This is a genomic window from Aeromonas sp. TECH754, from assembly GCF_056279295.1.
Map to the genome: position 1 here is coordinate 2,908,943 of NZ_JBWBRA010000001.1, position 16,396 is coordinate 2,925,338.

The window sequence follows — 16,396 nt, forward strand, 5'->3', positions numbered from 1 at the left end:
AGCTGATCAGGCCGTTATAGAGACTCCAGAGCTCGAGATCCCCAGTGCCAGATGGTGGCGGCGGCAAGCGAACCGTTGAGCACGAAGAAGCCGCACCAGACCTGGGTTACGGTGCGGGTGTAGCGCACCCCGGCCGGTGGCAGCCCGGGATCGGTCAGGCGGGCTAGCCGCTCCACCAGGCTCATGGGCTGGCCCAGGCTCCAGCCAAACAGGCTGAGCAGCGCCAGGGAAACGGCGAGGGGATAGTAAAGCAGCCAGTGCTGGGCCGAGAAGAGGGCACTCAAGCCGGTCAGCAGCAGACCGATGCAGGCCAGCAGGCGACCGAGCAGCAGCCACTCGCGCACCGGGGCAGCCCCGGGCAGCAGGCGCAGGGCGAAGGTGACCAGCAAGAGGATGAGCAGGGCGGAGCCGCCCCAATGGGTCAGCCCCCAGTACACCGCCAGGGGATAGAGCAGCAACAGGCCGCCCGCCAGCAAGGAGAGCAGACGCATCATGGCCGTGTCCGCCAGAGCGTGGTGTCACGGGGCACAGACAACTCAGGCATCCTGCATCAGCCGTTCGACCGCGTCGACCACGTCGGCCACGCTGCGCACCGACTTGAACTCCTCGGGCTTGATCTTCTTGCCGGTCAGCTTTTGCAGATGCACCACCAGATCGATGGCGTCTATGCTGTCGAGCTCCAGATCCTGGTAGAGCTGGGCATCCGGGGTGACCGCGGCCTCATCCACTTCGAACAAGTTGACCAGGGTCGTCTTCACTTGCACAAAAATATCGTCTCTGTTCATCAGGGATTCTCCGAAAAGGGACGGGATCAGGCTTGCGCCTGGATCAGCGCAACCAGGGCATCGACACTGGCGAAATGGCGACGGGTATTCTCATCATCGGCGGAGAGCACAATGCCGTAGCGGCCCTTGATGGCGAGCCCCAGCTCCAGCGCATCGATGGAGTCCAGCCCCAGGCCATCGCCAAACAGGGGGGCCTGGCTGTCGATGTCGTCCGGGGTCAACCCCTCCAGGTTGAGGCTGTCGATGATGAGTTGTTTTATCTCTTGTTGCAGATCTTGCATTGCTCTTCCATACGCTGTCATTGGGTCCCGGGTTGCAGGACCTTGGTGAGAAATCGGGTTAACTGGCGGGCGGCCAGGGCACTGTGTCGCGAGCCGTCGACCACCTCTGCGGCAACGATCTGCGGCAGAAACTCCAGGGTGAAGCAGGGCTTGTTGGCCGGGGTCTGGAACCACTTGTCCTGCTTGGTGAGGAAGCGCTCGCTGCAATGAATACGCACCGGCTGCAACGGCAGCTGTCCACGCAGTGCGAGCTGCGCCGCGCCGCGCTGCAGCCGGAGCGGCTGACCCGGGGTGGTGCGGGTACCTTCCGGGAACACCAGCAACAGACCCCCCTGGCGTACCCGCTCGATACAGCGCGGCAGCAGGCGCTCGGCCTCCACATTGGGAATGTAGCCGGCGGCGCGCACCACGCCACCGAGGAAAGGATTATGCCACAAAGCCTGCTTGACGATGCAGTCGCACGCCGGCAGCTCGGCGGCCAGCATCACGTAGTCGAGCAGGCTGGGATGGTTGGCCACCACCAGGGCACCGTGCAGGGAAGGCGGCATGCCGCTCACCCGGTAGTCGAGCACCCCCAGCCCCTTGAGCAACCCCATGAACAGCCGAAAGCTCTGTTTGATGCTCGCCTGGGTCAGGGTGCGACGCCGCTCCCCCCGCAGGCAGAGCGCCAGCAGCGGGAACCAGCAGAGGCTGAGCAGCAGCCCTCCCAGCCCAAACAGGGTGAAGCCGAGGGCGGTACCAAGCAGCCGCCAGAGCCGGTTCAGTCGCGCCGCCATGCCCACTCCTGGCGCCCGTCTCCCAGCAGACACTCCGGTTGTTGCAACAGGTGCGCTCGCCAGAATGCCAGCGGCTGGGCCAACGCCGGAGGCTTGGCCGTCGCCTGCTGGCGCTCGCAGTGCCAGCGCTCTCCAGCCGGACCGTTACCGAGCAGCAGCGCGACCGCATAGGGGGGGGTGGCCGGGAGCCAGGGCCGATGAAAGGCCGGTATCTCTCCCTCGAAAGCCACCAGCAGCACACGACCAGAGTTGACGCGCAGATTGGCAATCGCCTCGGTCAGCCCCGCCATCAGGCTGCCCTCCCCCGCGGCCAGCGAGCTCATGGGCAGCGCCGCCTTGCCCTGAATGGAGCAGATCCCGGCCGCCGTGTTGTGCACCGACAGGGAAAAATCCGTGGGAGAGAGCGGCTTGCCCGCCGCCAACCCTTGCAGCAGGCTCATGGAGCGGGCCAGCTCGCCGTGGCGACTGACGAAGATAACGCTGTCGATGGGATGACGAGCCAGCATCGCCAACCCCAGCTGTACCGCGAGCCGGGCACCGGCGCTGAGGCGGCGAGCCATCATCATCGGCAGCAACGGAGTCGCTGGCAGCATACTGGTCGCGGGCCAGTGCCCCTGCTCGGCCCACTGCCGCCACTGGTCGAGGTCATCCAGACCGGGGGAAAGCGCCTGTGCATCAAGGAGTGAAAATGAGAGCATGATTGCGGCGTTCCGTCCTGCTGCAGCTTGATGGGGGTAAACGGATTAATCCATAGACCGGTATAGTCCGGCTCACAAATATAGCGAAATAATGATGGCACCCTGCCTGCCATTAATTCGGCGAACATCATAGCATTATTCGTCAGAATTAATAGTCGGCAATCTACATAACCCATTGTCTACAGTCATCTTTTATTGAAAACGACCCCAGTATGGTGTCTCATTGTTCCGCTTCAGAATAAACCGACATCGGGAAATAAAATGAATCTCATTGCCAAGTCTGCCCTGCTGCTCGGCTGCGTCCTGCTCGCCGCCTGCGCCACCCGCCAACCGATCCAGAATATGCCGACCAATCAGGTGAGTTTCACCCTGAGCGAGGAGCAGGTCGGCAACGCCATCATCAAGGCAGGGTTGAGCAAGGGTTGGGTAATGAAGAGCGAGCAGCCCGGCCTTATTCGTGGCCAATTGAATGTGCGCCAGCATCAGGCGATGATCGATATTCCCTATAGCGCCCAGCATTATTCCATCCATTATCTCAGCAGCATCAATCTGGATGACGATGGCAAAGGCCGCATACATCGCAACTATAACCGCTGGGTCCAGGGGCTGGATCAGGCCATCCAGATCGAGTTGTCCCGCACCAGCCATCCATAATCCCGGAGAAGACAGATCCCGTGAAACATTATCAGAACGAGTCACATGATGCGCTCGACGCCATCAGCCAGGCCCAGCACATTGCCTTTGCCCCCATGCTGTTTCAGGCCTGCTGGTGCCTGCGTGAAACCGGCGTGCTCGCCTACCTCGAGAGTCGCGGCAAAATGGGGGCCACCCCGGCCGAAATAGCCAGCCACTGCGCGCTCAGCGAATACGGCGTCTCCGTGTTGCTGGACATGGGGCTGGGGGGCGGGGTCTGTCATCTGGCCGGAGAGCGCTATGTGCTCGGCAAGGTCGGCAAATACCTGCAGAACGACCCCATGACCCGGGTCAACATGGATTTCACCCAGCACCTCTGCTACCTGCCTCTCGCCCACTTGCTCGACGCCATTCGCGAAGGCAAGCCCGAGGGGCTCAAGGTGTTCAACCGCGACTGGGCCACCCTCTACCCCCATCTCGGTGAACTGCCAGAACCTGCCCGCGCCAGCTGGTTTGCCTTCGATCACTTCTACTCCGACTGGGCCTTCCAGCAGGCCCAGGATCATGTGCTGGGCTATGCGCCGCGCCATCTCTATGACGTGGGTGGCAACACCGGCAAGTGGGCCATCTCTTGCGCCACCCGGGATACCGGGCTCAGCGTCACCATTCTGGATCTGCCCGAGCAGCTCGCCCTGGCTCGGCCCCTTATCGAGGCGGCCGGACTGGCGGACCGCGTCGGCGGCCATGCCGTCAACATGCTCGAAGCCGAAGGGGCGCTGCCGGGTGAGGCAGATATCTGGTGGATGAGCCAGTTCCTCGACTGCTTCAGCCACACGCAGATAGTCGCCATCCTCAAGCGCATTCGTCAGCACATGAAGCCCGCGGCCAGGGTCTGCATCCTGGAGCTGTTCTGGGATCGACAGAGCTTCGAGGCAGCCAGCTTCAGCCTCAATGCCACCTCCCTCTACTTCACCGCCATCGCCAATGGCAACAGCCGTTTCTACCACTCCAAGCAGATGTACCAGTGCCTGCGCGAAGCGGGTTTTCATGTGGAAACCGAGCATGAGATCCCCGGCCCCGGTCACACCCTGCTGGTTGCCCGGCCGCTGCACAGCGAGTCATAATGCCCGCAGCAGTCTGAACAGGGAGGTTGAGATGAAACGAGAAGGAGGATCCCCATGAGGCACAACCGCATGGCACTGCTGGCCATCGCCCTGACCATCGGGGCGCTGAGCACGGGGTGTGCCGACATCAAGGAAGCGGGCAGGACAGTGGGTCATACCGCCCGCGATGTGACTCGCGAGATTGGCCACACCACCCGGGATGTGACCCGAGAGATAGGACACGGTACTCGGGATGCCGTCAAACAGGTCGGAGACGAGCTGAACAACTGAGCGAGCCAGGCTCCGGTGGTGGTCGCCGCGATGGGATGCCCGCCCATGGCCCAGCGCGCCATCCTCGGCGACGCCCGCCCATCCGGCGGCTCGACGAAGCGGGCCAGGACTGCGCTTGACGCGACCCCTTCGCCTTTGTCGCCAGCGAGGCCTTGTGCCTGCAATCGGCGCTCTGGGCGTCAGGCAACCAAGTCCCTGGCAGGGCAAATGCGAGACTCAGGTTACAAGGCCGGGGTCTCGCAATGCGTAGAACTGCATGGGGAATAATATATATTCCCCTTGAGATTACACCTGCGGTCAGAAGAAATATTTTATTCTAACTCGGGTGCCAATGTCGTTAGTGTTGTCATTATAATCGGCGTCACCATTAATAGAGTCACCTTTGCCTTTCTCTTCCGTATAATAGGCACCCAAGAAGATAGAAAAGTCGCTCACCTCAAAAATATTTTTGAATTCATAGGACGCATTCCAGGTTTGGACCTCAACCTCGCCGTCATACCAACCGGAGGCTTTATCAAAATCATTAACACTGTATATGTAACCCAGTCCGAAGTGATTCCAGACAATGTTGGCGCCATAGGATGTGTTTTTCTCATTCAACGCAGCCATATAGGCCAGGTTAGCATTCAATATAAAATCTTCAGCCTTGTAAGTCGTGGTGAAGCCGTAACCGGTACGGTCACTCACATCACCTTCATTGGTTACAATGGCATCGGCAGCCAGGTTTTTTTCCATCCCGAGCGAGAATTTAAAACGGTCAAATTGATAGGCCAAGACTGGCCGGGCAACAATGAAATCTTTGTTTTCCACACCATTCTCGGTCAAGTCACGGCCATGATATCTCGCATTCTGGAACAATTCCGTACGATCGCCGATGACAGTAGCCAACTCCATATAGAAATCATCTATGGTTTTGCTCACCATAATTTGGCCAGAGCTACTTGCCCGACCACGCCCCTCTTTCATTTGATAAGAGTAGCCACCCTTGTCAGAATAAAGTTCGTTAGATGAATCGCCAGTGTACTCCAGGAAGGTATCTTGACCAACCGGGAACATATCATAAGCTTCGAATCGCCCTATTTTAAAGAACCAGTCATTCTTGCTCTCAAGACCAAACCAGGCATCATCAAGATTTATTTTCCCACTGGTATCGACCAGCGGCTGAACCTTGAATAAAATATTGATATTGTGCTTGGTTTCACGCACCCCGGAAATATCAAGCAAGATACGGCCGTTCTGATCAAACTCAAATTGCTTATTGGTATCATTGTTTTTTTCTTCATAATCAACGTTAAATTCAACATCACCGGCGAAGGTGAGCTTTCCTTGCTCGTTTTCATATGAAACGGCAGCATTGGCTGCCATTGAACCAAACGCAGAAGATAACGCAATAAACAGGGCGGTGAATTTATGGCTTTTCATCATAACCTCTTTTTATTTTTAATATAGATGAGATCGCAATGGGAGTGACTAGCTTCCCATTGTGATGTCTCATCATATTTTAATATGTGTATTAAAATACACTTTGCTGGTGTGCATTATCGCCAAGTGGTGGTAATGCATAAGTCCATTGAATGGCAGTACATCACGTTGCAACCAACATGATGCCCCGCCATTTTAATATGCTGGCATGTTACTCAACGACCAGATGTTCATTTAACAAGGTGACCAATTCCGTCGAGTGTGGGATCGACATCAGCCGTTCCCGAAAATCGGCATGCATTAGCTTTCGTGCCAGACGAGAAAATATTTTCATGTGCTGATGCTGATCATTTTCATTGACCGTCAACATGATCACCAGGGTGACATCAACATCATCCCCCCAAGCCAGTGGTTCGCTCAGGCGCAATACGGAGATGCTGTTATGAAGCACATCCGGGGATTTACAGTGCGGGAGCGCCACGGAGAACCCCAGTGCCGTCGAAAAGACGGCTTCACGCTGCCATATTGCAGCCTCGGCCAATGCCCCTGTGGTGACACGCTGCTCCAGCTCCAGGTTATCCGTCAGCAACTTGATCGCTTCTTCTTTGCTACCGACCGATCGATCAAGCAGCATGAGCGATGGCGCCAGAATGCCTTGAGCCTGCCGCGCGGCGAAGGTATGCAACAGTTTCTCCACCTGCTGAGGCCCCTCGCAGTCCAATGCCTTCTCCAGCAGTTGACGGCAGGCCTGGCTATCCAGCCTGTGCGGCTGATCTTTGACATTCATGATGCCGGAGGCAGACACACTGAAGTCCCTCAGCCCCATGCCCAGGAGCAGTGGCATCACCTTGGGATCGCCCGCCATCTCACCACAGAGACTAATGTCCAAACCTTGTGCCAGCGCGCGGCTAACGAGATCTCTCATCAGCGCCAGAAAGGTTGGCTCGCAATAGTTATACAGGTGGCGGACGTTAGCATTACCCCGATCACAGGCGAGGAAATACTGAGTCAAATCGTTGCTACCGATCGAAACAAATTCGACATAAGGCCGGATCTTGTCCATCAGATACAGGGTCGAGGGGACCTCAACCATGATGCCCAGATGCCACTCCCCGATGGCATGACCCTGCGCCTTTAACTGCTCCGCCGTGTCATGAAAATGCTGGTGTAGCCATTTCACCTCGGTGAGGGTGGAAACCATGGGCACCATGATATGCAGGGCCCCGGCCGCGCTGGCCCGCAACAATGCCCTCGCCTGGGTGGTAAACAGCGCCAGATACTGAGGGTAAATCCGCACAGCCCGATAACCGAGGAAGGGATTCTCCTCCTGCGGTAGCGCCAGATAGGAACAGGGCTTGTCGCCGCCGATATCCAGCGTACGGATCACCACCTTCTTGCCTTGTGCCACCCTCAGCACCTGTCTATAGGCCTGGTACTGCTCCTCCTCATCGGGTGAGCTTGCACGCTCACAAAACAGCATTTCCGTACGAAACAATCCCACACCGTCGGCACCTTTCATAAAGGCTCGTTCGGCTTCGACTGCCAGCGCGATGTTGGCCAGGACCCTGATATCGACCCCGTCCTGAGTCGCCACCACTTGGTCGTTCAGGCTGGCCTGACGCTCGGCAATGCTCTGTTGCTTGTTCCTCTCCAGCCGATACCAATGCTCTGCCTGGGCATCGGGATCTATTACCAGCACCCCATGGCGAGCATCCAGCAGCAGTTGATCGACAGGGTGAGGCAGCTGTTGCATGGGCCCCTCGATGCAGAGCAGCGGAACACCAAAGGCGCGGGCCAGGATCACGGTATGGGATGTCTCTCCCCCCTCGCCCATGACGATGCCCTTCAAGCAGGGCCCCTGCAATGCCAGGAATTGGCCCGGGGTGATCACCCCCTGGCTGATGACGATAGCGTCTTCGATGAGCGCCACCGTGGTATCCAGTGGCTGAGCGGTCAGATGGGTCGCGAGACGTAAGCCAAGATCCTGAATATCCAGTGCCCGCTCTCTCAGATAGGCGCTACTGCTGCTGAGCAAGGGCTGGCACAGCACTTCTATCGCACAGGCCAGCGCTGCCAAACCGTTGCGAGCACCTGACTGGCCAAGCAGCTGATGCTCAAACTCCTGATCAGACACCAACTTGATGTGTGCCTGCAGCACGCTGGCCGCCTCACCTGAGCGGTTGGCAAGCTGGTCGTTCAACTCCGCGCGGGTGTTCTCCAAGGCCTGTGCCAGCCGTTGGCGTTGCTCCTCTGCGTCACAAGGTGCCTCCTGGGTCGCCAGGGCATGCAGATCCGGCTGCCCCAAATAGACGGGAACCCCTTTGGCAATGCCCTTGCTCACACCGTTGCCGCGCAGACAAGAGGAAGTGCTGCGGGAGAGAAATACCGGTAGCGCCTGCTGTGACGACTTAGCCGCATCGCTGACCAGCGCCTCGTCACAATGGGGAAACTCCTGAATGATGAAATGCTCCAACAACTGAAACGCCGCCTGCTCATCCGGCCCTTCAATCAGCAACTGGCACCGATCACCATGGACCACGTCAGCCCCCACCATGGCGAGCACGCTCTTGGCATTGGCTTGCCGCAGCTTGGTTTGATTAAGCAGCGTGATCTCCGCGTTAAACGGACTGGTCTTCTGCTCCAGCAGGCTCGCAGGACGAGCGTGAATACCGTGAGGCAACTGACAACTGAATGATATCGTTAGCATAATAGTGGTCTCGGGTAAGGTGGTTACTCAATGATCCAAGAAACAGGGGCACCGGGCGGTACGACGGCAGTGGTCCTTGAGACGACGCTCTGCTCCGCCAGTGTCACCTCCGTCACCTTGCCGGCGGCATTGGGGATACGGTGGGGAAGCTCATGAGTTCCCGGGTTCCAGCCACGCAATATCAGCCCATCGCCTTTTTGAGCCTTCTTGAGGGTGCTGAAATGCAGTTCGCTATCCCAGCTCAGCAGGCTGTAGTGGGGGGGGAAGCACTGCTCGTGTGCATTCGTCTTGAAACGCGACCAATCCGATGCCAGATAGCTGGTCATTGGCACCCGCCACTGCTCCACATCGCGCCAGAAGGCAGGGCTTTGGCCTTCGGCCATCGGCAACAAGGCAAAATGAAAGCGATGCGGACCAGGAAGTTGTGAATCGGGGGATGGCAGCACCATGCCGGAGGCTCTCCCTGGGCGCCAGGGCATGTCGGCCTGGCCGAGCCAACCGACGCTGCGCAGCAGGGTCAGCGCCAGCACACCGGATTGCTGCGAGGGGATCTCATATTCCCGCAACCCTTCCGTTACCAGACAGATACCGCGATCCTCCTGATGCTTCATGACCAGGCTCTGCATCGGGTAGAGCGATGCCGGCGCTTCACTCCACTGCTCCTGCAACCAAAGCGCCATGACGGCGGCTTGGTCATCACGGCGGATCAGGCCAAAGGGCTGATCCGCAAAATGATCAGTATTATCAACGCCTACGGGGATCTCGATCTGCAGTCGATGATCACGGAGGCTGTTATCCAGCGCAATCTCAACATCCAGCCAAGGCTGATCGCGAGGCAGCGTCAGGGTCATCTCAACCTCAAGACAGGCGTCCAGCCGATGCTGATTGCGGGCGACCAGATCGCGCGGCGCAGCCATGACACAGGTCAACAGCATACTGTCTGTCAGATGTGAGCGGGTGCAACGCACCAGTTGCAGCTGACCATCGCTGGAAACGCGCCAATCATCTTCTGGCGGAGAATAGTTGTAGTTATCCCCCGCATCGCCGCCATCCACCAGGCGCAACACATCCGGGTAGCGCTGTTGACTGCGTTTGTCCGTCAGGGTCAACACCCCCTGCTCAAAGGTGAGCTTGAGCCATGGATTCTCCAGGCAGTCGACCTCCCGCTCCTCGCTTTCGAAGCCAGCCCCCTGCCCTTCCTGCAGATAGAAGGTGCGATAACCACAAGCCGGCATGCTGCTGACTTCCAGCAACAACTCACATTGGCGATACCAGGTGGTGGAGGTGCTGTTCGCCAACTCTTGCACAATGTTGGACATGTCCTGGGGTTTTTCATGCAGCAGTTGCCAGCGGCAGGGCTGGCCCTCGCCATCCAGGATGCGGAAATCGGCCTCCGGCGTGTAGAGCGTCAACCGAACCTGAGCATCACGCACTCGGGGCAAGGAGTTAAAGACAATGACCTTCTTCCCTTGCTGCTGAGCCGTGATCCCCTCAGCCAGCAGCTTCATGTTCAGATCGAACAGCTGATCCGCCATCTCCATGCCGGACAGCAACCGATCTTTCACCATGCTGTTCACGCGATCTGAGTTGCAGCCACCAATGCTGTCATGTGCATGGGACTTCATGGCTTCACGCCAGATATGATCGACAGCCTGCTGCGGATAAGGCAGGCCAAGACGCCAATTAAGGCTCAGTAATGGCTCCAGCGTCTGGCTGACGAACTGCTCAAGCCGTGCATTCAGCAGCTTGATATCCATCCTGGTGGAGAATATTCCGCGATGAATACGCATATATTTGGGACTGAGCAATTCGCCCTGCCAAAGGGGTAATGGCGCAGCTGACTCGGACAGCGCAGAAAAAAACTGACTGAAGCTGCTGCGGACAAAGTGATAATCCTGCTGTTGCGCATTCAGCTGTGCCAATACCGATGGCACCTTGTATTCAAAAGGCGATTGATCGTTGCCATTGGGCAGCAGCACCAGATCGGTCAGTGAAAACTGCGCCTGTTTTTCAATGATGCTAACCAGACTTTGTTGGGCCTTCTCGACGTCATGAGGCAACCACTTGGCACAGCCATATCCCCATGGCATGACGGCCGTGGTGACGACACTGCCATCATCGCTACGCCAGAGGAATTCACTGTTGGCGACATCATGTTCACACCAGCCACGCCAGATGACCGCCTCATGAATACCAAACTGTCGCAAGAACATGGGCAGCTGGGCGGTCTGCCCAAAGGAGTCAGGCACATAGCCGACCGTCATCCGCCCACCCCATTGCTGGCAATCCATCGCGCCAAGCAAGAGATTACGGGTGATAGATTCGGCACCGACGACCAAAAAATCTGTCTGGGTATACCAGGGGCCGATCAGAATACGCCCAGCTCGAATAAGGCTCTCCACTCTGGCGCGCTGCTCCGGTGCAATCTGATAATAATCTTCCAGCACGACTGTCTGACCATCCAGCACAAAGGGCCCCAATTCCTCATCCTGCTCGAGTCGATTCAGGAGGTCATGCATGAAATAATAAAGGACAGCCTTCGAGTCATTTTCGGTAAAATACCATTCCCGGTCCCAGTGTGTATGCTGAACCAAATGCACCATTTTCATATTATGACCCTAACTTATTTTCCACCAATGCATTAACAACCACACCTATCCCATGACTTATTCATCGGAGGCATTGCTCAACGGCTCACTTTAAATTTTGGTGCCGTTATTTTTTCTTTCTCTTGGGATATTGGCTGATTGGCTTGTGTATCACCCCGGAATACCAAGAGTGAGCCGATGGCAATGATGGCCGCCCCAGTAAAAATAGAAAGTACATAAACCAATACATTCTCTACCGCCAGCCAACCATAAAACCCCGAGAGCGGTGCACGATTGACGGCCCCCAGCCAGACGGCCATGCTGGCGCCAATGGCGGCACCCAGCACATTGACCACAATGATTTTTGGGTTCGCCAGGGCAAATGGAATCGCCCCCTCGGATACCCCAATCAGCCCCATCAAGGTGGATGCCTTGCCCGCCTCTTGCAGCGAGGCAGGGAAGCGTTTTCGCCAGATGAGAGTGGCGCACCCCAATCCTATCGGCGGAATAACGACCGCCACCTGCGCCGCAGTGTTTGGGGCGTAGATACCAGATGCCAGCAGCGCCATGGCGGTGGTCACCGCAGCCTTATTAAATGGTCCACCGAGGTCAAATCCAACCATGCCACCGACGACGGCGGCCAGAATGACTTTATTGGTACCCGACATGGCAAGCAGCCAGCTTTCCAAGCCATGGTTGATCACCGCCAGTGGCGTTCCGATCACAAATACCATCACCACACTGGTTAATAATGTCCCACCGACTGGCAGCACAAATATTGGGCCTGCCGAGGCTAATGCCTTGGGTAGCCGGATATATTTCATCAAGCCAAGCACGATATAACCAGCAACAAAACCAGCCGCCAATGCGCCTAAAAAACCGGTTCCCAAGTTATGGGCCAACAACCCCCCCACCATGCCTGGCGCCAAGCCAGGCTTGTTGGCAATGGCAAAACTGATATACCCCGCGACCACAGGCAACATCAGAGACAGAGCCAAAGTACCGAAGCCATCGAGTTTGTGCAGTACTTGCACCATCATATTGGGCGACAGAGCATGGCTCGCCTCCCATATATTATCGATGCCGTACATGGAGCCCCCGATGCGGGCCATGCCCATGAGCACGGCTCCGGCAATCACGAATGGTAGCATCCAGGATACTCCAGTCATGATGGCGTTCTTAATCTCTACCCCAAGAGATTTTTTTTCTCCGCCCTGAAACTTAGCCATTACCCACTTCCTGCTCAATGGCGTCAAAGACGGCTTCGCCAAATTTAATCGGGTCGGCCACGCTGCATTCCAGTTTTATCATGCCGTCAAAGCGCTCAGCGTTCATGATGGCAATATCTGCCGCGAGGATCGCCGCATCTGCACGCGCCAAATCAGCAGAGGTAATCTCGTTATCAATTCCCATACTGCCCTGAGTTTCTACTTTTACCTCATGACCACGCTCCTTGCCGAGCAGTTCCAGCGCTTCAGCAGCCATAAAGGTATGAGCAACACCGGTGGGGCAAGCCGCGACACAAACAATAAACATAACGATTTCTCCTGTTTCTTTTCAGATGGCCGGCATCGTAAGATATAGCCAACCGCAATAAATAATATTGAGCCTCTCCATAGAGTGGGATTTTATAAAGAGGCCAACAATAGCCTATCGACTCGAGAGCAGCTTTATAATCAATATTGGTGCGGCAAATAGTAAAGTCATAAAGTTGGCCACACTGAGCGCCAGATCATCGATCAGTACGCCATAAATCAACCACATCACCAGACCGACGACAAACATCAAATACATGATGATAGAAATGCCTTCCGTGTTGCGCGTCTTGATGACTTTGATTGCCTGAGGGACGAATGAAAAGGTTGTCAGACTAGCCGCCAGATAACCTATCATGGGTATCATTTCCATTTACCACACCTTTAATTATCACTACAGTGAATACATTTATTCATTTACTAGATGAGCTTTTTTGGGTTGTGCATATTTGTCCAGCAAATGGATTGTTATTTTCCTCAAATAATCGCCATTGAGCTTGTAGTGACGGAAATACAGGAAAAGAGTGATAGTGAAGAACACCGCTGGCAATACAATCATGATGAGTTGCATCCCCATGATGGTATCTGTCGACTGGGTTACATTCGGTATATAGCCGATGATGCCAAGCACAGCCCCGATGAAGAAGGCAGAAAAGGCGGATCCCGCTTTCACGACCAGCGTCTGCACCGAATAGGCCACACTTTCACAACGTACCTTCAATTTGTATTCACCATAATCCACGGTATCGGCAACCATGATGACCTGTAATACCCAGAAGAAGGCAGTGCCAATCTGCAGCAATACACCAGCCAGACAGATGATGAACACATTGTGGTCACCACTCATCGCAACCCAGCCCAGCACACTACAGCCCAGCAGCGGCAGGATGGAGGCACAGGCCCATAGCACTCTGCGATCCAGTGCCTTCACCAAGCGGGGGAAGAAGATCAGGGTGATCAGATTCGCGGCACCGGCGTAAGACATGTAATAAGGAAAGAGTGATTTGTCGCCGATGACATAGGTGAAGTAATAGATCGCAAAACCACTGATGAGGTTTGTCGCCAAGTTATAAGCGAGTGCCATACCCAGTACGCAAGAGAGCTGATCATTCTTGTAGATGAGACCAATGATTTTTTTAAATGTCAGACGGGCTTCGTCAGCCCCTGCCGAGGCAGTGTTATCCGAGGAGTATGACTCTTTTACATAACGCAATGTCACTATGGTAGACATGATGAAGAATGCGATCAGGACCAGTGTAAACATCTGGAAACCGAATCCTTTATCGGCCCCACCGACATAATCTACAAAAGGAATGGTAATGCCAGCAGTGACATAACCGGCCAAACTGGCAAAGAAACGTGGATAGGGTACCAGTTTTTCCCGCTCGCGCTTATCCAATGTGATGGTGGGGACCAATGACCAGAATGGAATGTCCATCAGGGTATAAGTCATACCCCATAAGACATAAGTCACAGCGGCAAAAACCAGTTGGGTGGTGCCATCAAAGAGGTGAGCACTAAAGAGCAAGAACAGCGCAATGGAGTTAGTGATGGTGCCTATCAATATCCAAGGCTTAAATTTCCCCCAGCGAGTACGAGTGCAGCTGACTATCCACCCCATGAAAGGGTCATTAACCGCATCCCAAATTCTGGATACCAAAAATATGGTGCCAACGACTCCGGCCGAAATGCCTACTACATCGGTATAATAATACATCAAATACATATAGACGATGCCAATGGCAAAGTCCTTACCAAATGCCCCAAATCCCAAGGCCAGTTTTGTGGTCATCGATACACTCATGAAACCTCCAACTAGATATTTCAGTGACGACTTATTATAAAAAGAGACTAAGGTCACCTTTTGTAATAAGAATGTTGGCATGTCTGACATGCCAACAGATTAGATATGGGTTAATCATGCAACCAAGCAGGCAACCAGTTACCATGTGCTGAAATCAAATCGTCAACCAGGTTATATATCTCATCGATACCAAGCACCGCGGCTGTATGTGGATCCAACATAGCCGCGTGATAAACTCTTTCCTTATTCTCCGTGAGGATTGCTTCGGTCACCAAGGTTTGTACGTTGATATTGGTTTGCATCAGTGCAGCGAGATGGGATGGGATTTTCCCCACCTTGGTCGGTTGAATGCCATTATTATCGACCAGACAAGCTACCTCAACGCAGCAGCCTTCAGGCAGATTATCGATCAGCCCATCATTGCGCACGTTGCCATAAATGACACTCGGCTCGCCGGTCCAAATGGAATTGATAATCGCGCTGGCATACTCATTAGACTGTTTAATATTGATCCGCTCGGCAGATTTATATTCGTTGAGTTCTTTCTGCCAATTGGCCACTTGCTCCACGCAGCGCTTCGGATACTCGTCAATCGGAACGCCATAACGCTGGATCAGATCCGGGCGGCCAGGCTTAATAAACCAAGGGGTATATTCGGCAAAGTGCTCCGATGACTCGGTCACAAAATGGCCAAATCTCTTGAACATTTCGTAGCGGATGATGTTGTTGCAGCGGGGCTGACAATGCTCATTATCTGGTTTCGGGGCTCTGCCCTGCTCATAGGCCGCCAGCAGTTCCGGATAGATGCTGCTGTATTCGCCGTTCGCGCCTCTACGTTCCAGCTCCAGATAAAACGCCATGTGATTAATGCCCGCACAACGATAACGCAGTTCGCTTGGGTCTATATCCAAATCCAGCGCCACTTGTTCCGCCGTGCTTTGCACGGAATGGCACAACCCGACCTGCTTGATATGCGGATACTTCGCATACATGGCCCACGTATTCATCGCCATCGGGTTGACATAGTTGAGCATGGTCGCGTTCGGGCAAACATCGGACATGTCTTCACAAATCTGCCACAGATGCGGGATAGTCCGCAGGGCACGCATGATCCCGCCTGGCCCCAGCGTATCGGCGATGGTCTGCTCTAAACCATGGCGCTTACACACCTCGAAGTCTGTGACCGTACAGGGTTCATAGCCGCCGATCTGAAAAGCGACGACCACAAAGTCTGCGTCTTTTAACGCCGCTTTCTGGTCCTGATGGCAAGTGATGAAACCACTCGCACCAGCTGATTCCATCAGCTTCCTGACAAGAATATGTGACTCCTCCAGCCGAACCGCATCTATATCCATCAGTGCGATATGCGCAGACTTCAACTCAGGACGATGAAATACATCGCCAAGAATATTCTTCACAAAGATTGTTGAGCCTGCACCTATAAACGTAATCTTGGGGGAACTCATGACTTCACTCCGACGCTTTCTATGAGATGGCGGCATTGTGCATCCTGAAAAACAAGAAAACGTCCGCGTTTTCATCAGTGCATTCCCAGAACATCAGAATGTAGAACTCGCGCTATAAAATCTGATGATCCGGGACTACTTAGTTTCAAAAGCACAGTTCTCTGATGAAAATGGGATATTTCATATCTTGGGCAGGCTAATGAAGAGAAATACAGCTTAGATCACATTTTTTTAAAAGACTTTAATATATAATATTAATGATATAGTTAGAAATAGTTACGTTTAATTGATATGCTTTGTTCTGGCT

The 16,396-nt window shown here is 54.8% G+C and carries 16 protein-coding genes; 3 read left to right on the plus strand and 13 right to left on the minus strand.

Annotated features, from left to right (window positions below):
* Positions 1–14 precede the first annotated feature (14 nt).
* Genes ACZ9IL_RS13070 through ACZ9IL_RS13090 form a run of 5 tightly spaced genes read right to left on the minus strand, consistent with a single transcriptional unit; the run spans position 15 to position 2,540 of the window.
* Entirely contained in the window at positions 15–494 is a 480-nt protein-coding gene (locus tag ACZ9IL_RS13070; protein WP_476003897.1) for a COG4648 family protein, read from the minus strand.
* Between the two features lie 42 nt (positions 495–536).
* The gene (locus ACZ9IL_RS13075) at positions 537–785 is read right to left on the minus strand and encodes an acyl carrier protein (RefSeq protein WP_476003898.1); all 249 of its coding nucleotides are present in this window, start codon (positions 783–785) and stop codon (positions 537–539) included.
* Positions 786–811: 26 nt separating this feature from the next.
* Positions 812–1,066: a phosphopantetheine-binding protein gene (locus ACZ9IL_RS13080; protein WP_476003899.1), complete on the minus strand. Its 255-nt coding sequence runs from the start codon at positions 1,064–1,066 to the stop codon at positions 812–814.
* A gap of 17 nt (positions 1,067–1,083) precedes the next feature.
* On the minus strand, positions 1,084–1,842 hold the full coding sequence (locus tag ACZ9IL_RS13085) for a lysophospholipid acyltransferase family protein (RefSeq protein ID WP_476003900.1): 759 nt from the start codon (positions 1,840–1,842) through the stop codon (positions 1,084–1,086).
* Positions 1,827–2,540, minus strand: a complete 714-nt coding sequence (locus tag ACZ9IL_RS13090) for a beta-ketoacyl synthase chain length factor (RefSeq protein WP_476003901.1) — start codon at positions 2,538–2,540, stop codon at positions 1,827–1,829. The genes ACZ9IL_RS13085 and ACZ9IL_RS13090 overlap by 16 nt, the downstream gene beginning before the upstream one ends.
* Positions 2,541–2,801: 261 nt before the next feature.
* Here ACZ9IL_RS13090 and ACZ9IL_RS13095 point away from each other — a divergent pair, with 261 nt between their 5' ends.
* From ACZ9IL_RS13095 to ACZ9IL_RS13105, 3 genes are read left to right on the plus strand one after another with little or no spacing between them, the layout of a single operon-like run.
* On the plus strand, positions 2,802–3,194 hold the full coding sequence (locus ACZ9IL_RS13095) for a hypothetical protein (RefSeq protein WP_476003902.1): 393 nt from the start codon (positions 2,802–2,804) through the stop codon (positions 3,192–3,194).
* Positions 3,195–3,214: 20 nt separating this feature from the next.
* Positions 3,215–4,297: a methyltransferase gene (locus ACZ9IL_RS13100; protein WP_476003903.1), complete on the plus strand. Its 1,083-nt coding sequence runs from the start codon at positions 3,215–3,217 to the stop codon at positions 4,295–4,297.
* Positions 4,298–4,351: 54 nt separating this feature from the next.
* A complete protein-coding gene (locus tag ACZ9IL_RS13105) occupies positions 4,352–4,567 on the plus strand; it encodes a hypothetical protein (protein WP_476003904.1) in 216 nt (71 codons plus the stop codon).
* Between the two features lie 297 nt (positions 4,568–4,864).
* Here the strand turns inward: ACZ9IL_RS13105 and ACZ9IL_RS13110 are convergent, their stop codons facing one another.
* The 8 genes from ACZ9IL_RS13110 to melA all read right to left on the minus strand — a co-directional run bounded on the left by ACZ9IL_RS13110 (position 4,865) and on the right by melA (position 16,089).
* Positions 4,865–5,989: a carbohydrate porin gene (locus ACZ9IL_RS13110; RefSeq protein WP_476003905.1), complete on the minus strand. Its 1,125-nt coding sequence runs from the start codon at positions 5,987–5,989 to the stop codon at positions 4,865–4,867.
* Between the two features lie 211 nt (positions 5,990–6,200).
* A complete protein-coding gene (ptsP, locus tag ACZ9IL_RS13115; RefSeq protein ID WP_476003906.1) occupies positions 6,201–8,696 on the minus strand; it encodes a phosphoenolpyruvate--protein phosphotransferase in 2,496 nt (831 codons plus the stop codon).
* A gap of 23 nt (positions 8,697–8,719) precedes the next feature.
* A complete protein-coding gene (locus tag ACZ9IL_RS13120) occupies positions 8,720–11,305 on the minus strand; it encodes a glycoside hydrolase family 38 N-terminal domain-containing protein (RefSeq protein WP_476003907.1) in 2,586 nt (861 codons plus the stop codon).
* 77 nt (positions 11,306–11,382) lie between these two features.
* On the minus strand, positions 11,383–12,513 hold the full coding sequence (locus ACZ9IL_RS13125) for a PTS fructose transporter subunit IIC (protein ID WP_476003908.1): 1,131 nt from the start codon (positions 12,511–12,513) through the stop codon (positions 11,383–11,385).
* Positions 12,506–12,820 (minus strand): PTS fructose transporter subunit IIB, encoded by a 315-nt coding sequence (locus ACZ9IL_RS13130; protein ID WP_476003909.1) that lies wholly within the window; start codon positions 12,818–12,820, stop codon positions 12,506–12,508. The genes ACZ9IL_RS13125 and ACZ9IL_RS13130 overlap by 8 nt, the downstream gene beginning before the upstream one ends.
* A gap of 114 nt (positions 12,821–12,934) precedes the next feature.
* Positions 12,935–13,192 (minus strand): SemiSWEET transporter, encoded by a 258-nt coding sequence (locus tag ACZ9IL_RS13135; protein WP_476003910.1) that lies wholly within the window; start codon positions 13,190–13,192, stop codon positions 12,935–12,937.
* Between the two features lie 36 nt (positions 13,193–13,228).
* Positions 13,229–14,611 (minus strand): melibiose:sodium transporter MelB, encoded by a 1,383-nt coding sequence (gene melB / locus ACZ9IL_RS13140; RefSeq protein ID WP_476003911.1) that lies wholly within the window; start codon positions 14,609–14,611, stop codon positions 13,229–13,231.
* A gap of 122 nt (positions 14,612–14,733) precedes the next feature.
* The gene (melA, locus tag ACZ9IL_RS13145) at positions 14,734–16,089 is read right to left on the minus strand and encodes an alpha-galactosidase (RefSeq protein ID WP_476003912.1); all 1,356 of its coding nucleotides are present in this window, start codon (positions 16,087–16,089) and stop codon (positions 14,734–14,736) included.
* Positions 16,090–16,396: the final 307 nt, after the last annotated feature.